Here is a 5,416-nt window from a genome sequence, read left to right on the forward strand (position 1 = left end):
GGCCATGGTCGACTCGGCCAAGGGCATCAGCAACCTGCACGCGCCGAACGACGTGATCGTCGACGCCTCTATGCCCGCGATGATCCGCCTGGGCGGCAAGATGTGGGGCGCCGACGGCCGTCCGAAGGACACCAAGGCCGTGATGCCCGAGAGCACCTTCGCCCGCATCTACCAGGAGATGATCAACTTCTGCAAGACCAACGGCGCCTTCAACCCTGTGACCATGGGCACCGTGCCCAACGTCGGCCTGATGGCGCAGAAGGCCGAGGAATACGGCTCGCACGACAAGACCTTCGAGGTTCCCGAAGATGGCGTGGCGCGCATCGTCGACATCGCGACCGGCGAGGTGCTGCTCGAGCAGAGCGTCGAGACCGGCGACATCTGGCGCATGTGCCAGACCAAGGACGCCGCAATCCGCGACTGGGTCAAGCTGGCCGTGAACCGCGCCCGCCTGTCGGGCATGCCGGCCGTGTTCTGGCTCGACGAGTACCGCCCGCACGAGGCCGAGCTGATCAAGAAGGTCCACACCTACCTGAAGGACCACGACACCAAGGGCCTGGACATCCAGATCATGTCGCAGGTGCGCGCCATGCGCTACACGCTCGAGCGCGTGATCCGCGGCAAGGACACCATCTCGGTCACCGGCAACATCCTGCGCGACTACCTGACCGACCTGTTCCCGATCATGGAACTCGGCACCAGCGCCAAGATGCTGTCGATCGTGCCGCTGATGGCCGGCGGCGCGATGTTCGAGACCGGCGCCGGCGGCTCGGCACCGAAGCACGTCAAGCAGCTGGTCGAGGAGAACCACCTGCGCTGGGACTCGCTCGGCGAATTCCTGGCGCTGGCCGTGTCGCTCGAGGACCTGGGCCAGAAGACCGGCAACAAGAAGGCTAAGATCCTGGCCGAGACGCTCGACACCGCCACCGGCATGCTGCTCGACAACAACAAGGGGCCGTCGACCAAGACCGGCGAGCTCGACAACCGCGGCAGCCACTTCTACCTGGCGCTGTACTGGGCCCAGGCGCTCGCCGCCCAGACTGAAGACAAGGAACTGCAGGCGCACTTCGCGCCGCTGGCCAAGTCGCTGGCCGAGAACGAGCAGAAGATCGTGCAGGAACTGAAGGTTGTGCAGGGCCAGGCGGCCGACATCGGCGGCTACTACATGCCCGATCCGAAGAAGACCGAGGCCGTGATGCGTCCGAGCGCCACCTTCAATGCGGCGCTGGAAGCAGTGGGCGCCTGAGCGACCCCTTGCGCCCTCCCGTCGACCTCAGGGTCGTCGGTGGCCTGCATCCAGGCCCGCTTCGGCGGGCCTTTTTCATGGTGCAGCGGCGCTACTTCGAGAACGAGGGTGGACGGGCCGAGACGGCCGGCATCTCGAGCCCCAGCGCGCGCCCCATGCGCTGCAACTCGCCGGACAGCCGCCGGACCTCGGCCAGTGCGGCCGTGTCGCCGGCCTGAAAGCGGTTGAACTCCCTGACAAAGGCATCGGTGACCTCGGTCCATCGATGGAACGCGACGTTGTCTGCGGGGAGTGGAGAGTCCATTGGGTTGCTCTAAGCCGGCAATTGCCTAATGGACGGTAATAATGAACGAAATCGAAACTTAAGTACACAACAATATGTGATTTGTTGTGTCATCCCCAAATCGGGCGATGTTGGGCCGCCAGCGCGGCGCTACGGTGCAACGGCTGTCACCTCATCGCGGCGCGGTCGCTCGGCGCCGCGCCCACGCTCCCCCGCAGGCGACCCCGGATACCGGGCGCCTGCGGCGGTGCGCGATCACACCGCGCCGATTCCCGCCACCAGATGCTCGACCGGCCGTCCGGCCCTGAGTGCTGCCGTGAAGGCCAGCATGCGATCGATCGGCACGCGCGCCCGGCGCCCGAGCCCCGGGTCGACGTGGACCTCGCCGGCCCCCGTCTCCAGGACATGGGCCAGGCCGGCCAGGCCGTTCATCGCCATCCATGGACAGTGCGCGCAACTCTTGCATGTCGCCGAATTGCCGGCGGTCGGAGCCTCGATGAAGGTCTTGCCCGGATTCAGCGCGCGCAGCTTGTGCAGCATGCCGTTGTCGGTGGCGACGATGAACTCGCTCGCCTCCATGCGCTGCGCCGCGCTCAGGATGGCCGAGGTCGAACCGACCGCATCGGCCAGCGCGATGACGTCGGCCGGAGCCTCGGGATGCACCAGCACGCGGGCCGCCGGGTGCTCCTTCATCAGCAGCTCAAGTTCGAGCGCCTTGAACTCGTCGTGCACGATGCAGGCGCCGCCCCAGCTCACCATGTCGGCGCAGGTCTGGCGGCGGATGTAGTCGCCCAGGTGCCGGTCGGGCGCCCATAGGATCTTCTTGCCCTGCTCGGTCAGCGCCCGCACCACGTCGAGCGCGCAGCTCGAGGTCACCAGCCAGTCGGCCCGCGCCTTCACCGCGGCGCTGGTGTTGGCGTAGACGACGACCGTGCGGTCGGGATGCTGGGCGCAGAAGCGATCGAATTCGTCCGCCGGGCAACCGAGGTCGAGCGAACAGGTGGCGTCGAGGTCGGGCATCAGCACCCGCTTCTCGGGCGACAGGATCTTAGCGGTCTCGCCCATGAAGCGCACGCCCGACACCACCAGCGTCTGCGCCGCATGGTCGCGGCCGAAGYGCGCCATCTCGAGCGAATCGCTGACCAGGCCGCCGGTCTCTTCGGCCAGGTCCTGCAGGTCGGGATGCACGTAGTAGTGCGACACCATGACCGCATTGCGCTCGCGCAGCAGGCGGCGGATGCGCGCCTTCAGTGCCTCGCGCTCCGCCGGGCCCGGCTCGGGAGCCACACGGGCCCAGGCATGGCGGGTGTCGCAGGCCGTGCCGCCGTCTCGGGCGGCGAGCGGCTGCTCGTAGTCGACATCGATCACCGGATGCGTCAGGGTCAAGCTCATGGCTCAGGCTTCCTGGAAACGCATCGAGAAATCGATCGCCTTGACGTCCTTGGTCAGGGCGCCGATGGAGATGCGGTCGACCCCGGTCTCGGCCAGGGCGCGCAAGGCATCGAGCGTCACGCCGCCCGAGATCTCCAGCAGGGCACGGGCATCGCCGGCCGCGTCGTTGCGGCGCACTGCCTCGCGCAGCGTGGGCAGGTCCATGTTGTCGAGCAGCAGCATGCGGGCGCCGTTGGCAAGCGCCTCGTCGAGCTGCGCCAGGGTCTCGACCTCGATCTGCACGAACTTCGCCCGGCTCGCGATCTCGGCCGCGGCGCGCAGGGCCGCGCTGACGCCGCCGGCCGCCACGATGTGGTTCTCCTTGATCAGCACGGCATCGTAGAGGCCGATGCGGTGGTTGGCGCCGCCGCCGATGCGGACCGCGTACTTCTGGGCCAGCCGCAGGCCGGGCAGGGTCTTGCGGGTGTCGACGATCTGCGCCCGCGTGCCGCGCACGGCATCGACATGGAGCGCGGTCTTGGTCGCCACCGCGCTCAGCAGTTGCAAGAAGTTGAGCGCGGTGCGCTCGGCGGTGAGCAGCGCCCGCGCCGCGCCCGAGATCTCGAGCACGGTCTGGTCGGCCGCGCAGCGCGCCCCTTCCGCGACATGCCAGACGATCCGTGCGCCGGGATCCAGGTGGCGAACCACCGCCTCGACCCAAGGCGCGCCGCACAGCACGGCAGGCTCGCGGGCCAGAACCCGCGCCGAGGCGCGGCGATCGGAGGCAATCAGCGAGGCGGTGAGATCGCCACCGCCAACRTCTTCATCGAGGGCCCGCAATGCATCGGCGCGCACCACAGCGGCCCATTCGGCGGAGGAAAAATCGAGGGTACTGTCCATCTTCGTCATCGGTCGCGAGGCCACGCACATGCAGCGGATGGGCGCGATCCTAGCAGCGATGCCACACCGATGCCGATGCAGGGTCGCTCGCAAAATGCACGCAGGCGTAGCGCAAGAGTCGGTTATGGTTCGCCCCGTTTGTGATACGAACCAAGAGCGACGACCTGTGATTTCTCATGAATTCGACGTGCTCATCGTCGGCAGCGGCCTGGCGGGATTGAGCACCGCATTGCACCTGGCCCCCACGCATCGCGTGGCCATCATCACCAAGCGCGCGCTGCACGACGGCGCCAGTCAATGGGCGCAAGGCGGCATCGCGGCGGTGCTCGCCGACGGCGACAGCGTGCAGTCGCACGTCGACGACACGCTGGTGGCGGGCGCGGGCCTCTGCGACCTGGCCGCCACGCGCTTCGTGGTCGAGCATGCGCCCGAGGCCATCGCCTGGTTGCGCGAACTCGGCGTGCCCTTCTCGCTCGAAGACGGCGCGCTGCACCTCACGCGCGAAGGCGGCCACAGCCAGCGCCGCATCGTGCACGCGGCCGACGCCACCGGCGCTGCGGTGCAGCGCACGCTGATCGAACAGGTGCGGCGCACGCCCGGCATCACGCTTTTCGAGCAGCACACGCTGGTCGACCTGATCACCGGCCGCAAGCTCGGGCTGGCCGATGGCGCCTGCCTCGGCCTCCATGCGCTGGACGAGGCCACCGACGAGGTGCTGACCTTTCGTGCGCCGCACACCGTGCTGGCCACCGGCGGCGCCGGCAAGGTGTACCTCTACACGAGCAATCCCGACACCGCCACCGGCGACGGCATCGCGGCGGCCTGGCGCGCGGGCTGCCGGGTCGCGAACATGGAGTTCATCCAGTTCCATCCGACCTGCCTGTACCACCCCGATGCCAAGTCCTTCCTGATCAGCGAGGCGGTGCGCGGCGAAGGCGGGCGGCTCTTGCTGCCGGATGGCACCCGCTTCATGACCGGGCACGACGAGCGGGCCGAACTCGCCCCGCGCGACATCGTGGCGCGCGCCATCGACTTCGAGATGAAGAAGCACGGCCTCGACTGCGTGCACCTCGACATCTCGCACCAGAGCCCGGCCTTCCTGCAAGAGCACTTCCCGAACATCCTGGCGCGCTGCGCCGAGCTCGGCATCGACATCACGCGCGAGCCGATTCCCGTGGTGCCGGCCGCGCACTACACCTGTGGCGGCGTGCTCACCGACCTCGCGGGCCGCACCGACGTGCCCGGCCTGCACGCCATCGGAGAGACCGCCTGCACCGGCCTGCACGGCGCCAACCGGCTGGCCAGCAACTCGCTGGTCGAGTGCATGGTGTTCGCACGTGCCGCGGCACAGGCGATCGCCGAGGCGCCGCGACGCCCGCGCACCGAGTTGCCCGGATGGGACGACAGCCGCGTCACCGACGCCGACGAGACCGTGGTCATCTCGCACAACTGGGACGAACTGCGGCGCTTCATGTGGGACTACGTGGGCATCGTGCGCACCAACAAGCGGCTCGAGCGGGCGGCGCACCGCATCGCGCTACTGCAGGGCGAGGTGCAGGAGTTCTACGGCAACTTCCACGTCACGCGCGACCTGCTCGAACTGCGCAACCTGGTGC

Annotated in this window: 5 protein-coding genes; 2 read left to right on the forward strand and 3 right to left on the reverse strand. The window is 68.4% G+C overall.

What is annotated here, in order from left to right:
- The coding region (locus tag AC1DY5_RS40420; protein ID WP_478120070.1) for an NADP-dependent isocitrate dehydrogenase at window positions 1–1,246 on the forward strand (1,246 nt) is incomplete at its 5' end.
- A 91-nt stretch (window positions 1,247–1,337) separates the two neighbouring features.
- On the opposite strand, the gene AC1DY5_RS40425 is transcribed toward AC1DY5_RS40420, so the two are convergent.
- From AC1DY5_RS40425 to nadC, 3 genes are all read right to left on the reverse strand, one after another.
- Window positions 1,338–1,550 carry a hypothetical protein gene (locus AC1DY5_RS40425; protein ID WP_478120071.1) on the reverse strand — a complete coding sequence of 71 codons (213 nt, stop codon included), beginning with the start codon at window positions 1,548–1,550 and terminating at the stop codon, window positions 1,338–1,340.
- A 234-nt stretch (window positions 1,551–1,784) separates the two neighbouring features.
- The gene (gene nadA, locus AC1DY5_RS40430; protein WP_478120072.1) at window positions 1,785–2,921 is read right to left on the reverse strand and encodes a quinolinate synthase NadA; all 1,137 of its coding nucleotides are present in this window, start codon (window positions 2,919–2,921) and stop codon (window positions 1,785–1,787) included.
- A gap of 3 nt (window positions 2,922–2,924) precedes the next feature.
- Entirely contained in the window at window positions 2,925–3,800 is an 876-nt protein-coding gene (gene nadC / locus AC1DY5_RS40435; RefSeq protein WP_478120073.1) for a carboxylating nicotinate-nucleotide diphosphorylase, read from the reverse strand.
- A 166-nt stretch (window positions 3,801–3,966) separates the two neighbouring features.
- On the opposite strand from nadC, the gene nadB reads away from it, so the two are divergent.
- On the forward strand, window positions 3,967–5,416 hold a 1,450-nt coding region (nadB, locus tag AC1DY5_RS40440; protein WP_478120074.1), incomplete at its 3' end, for an L-aspartate oxidase.

Source organism: Variovorax sp. P4_D9, from assembly GCF_056401695.1.

What these genes read in the sequence shown, in the direction of transcription:
- AC1DY5_RS40425 (WP_478120071.1), bottom strand. Translation starts at nt 1,550, where the DNA reads ATGGACTCTCCACTCCCCGCAGACAACGTCGCGTTCCATCGATGGACC.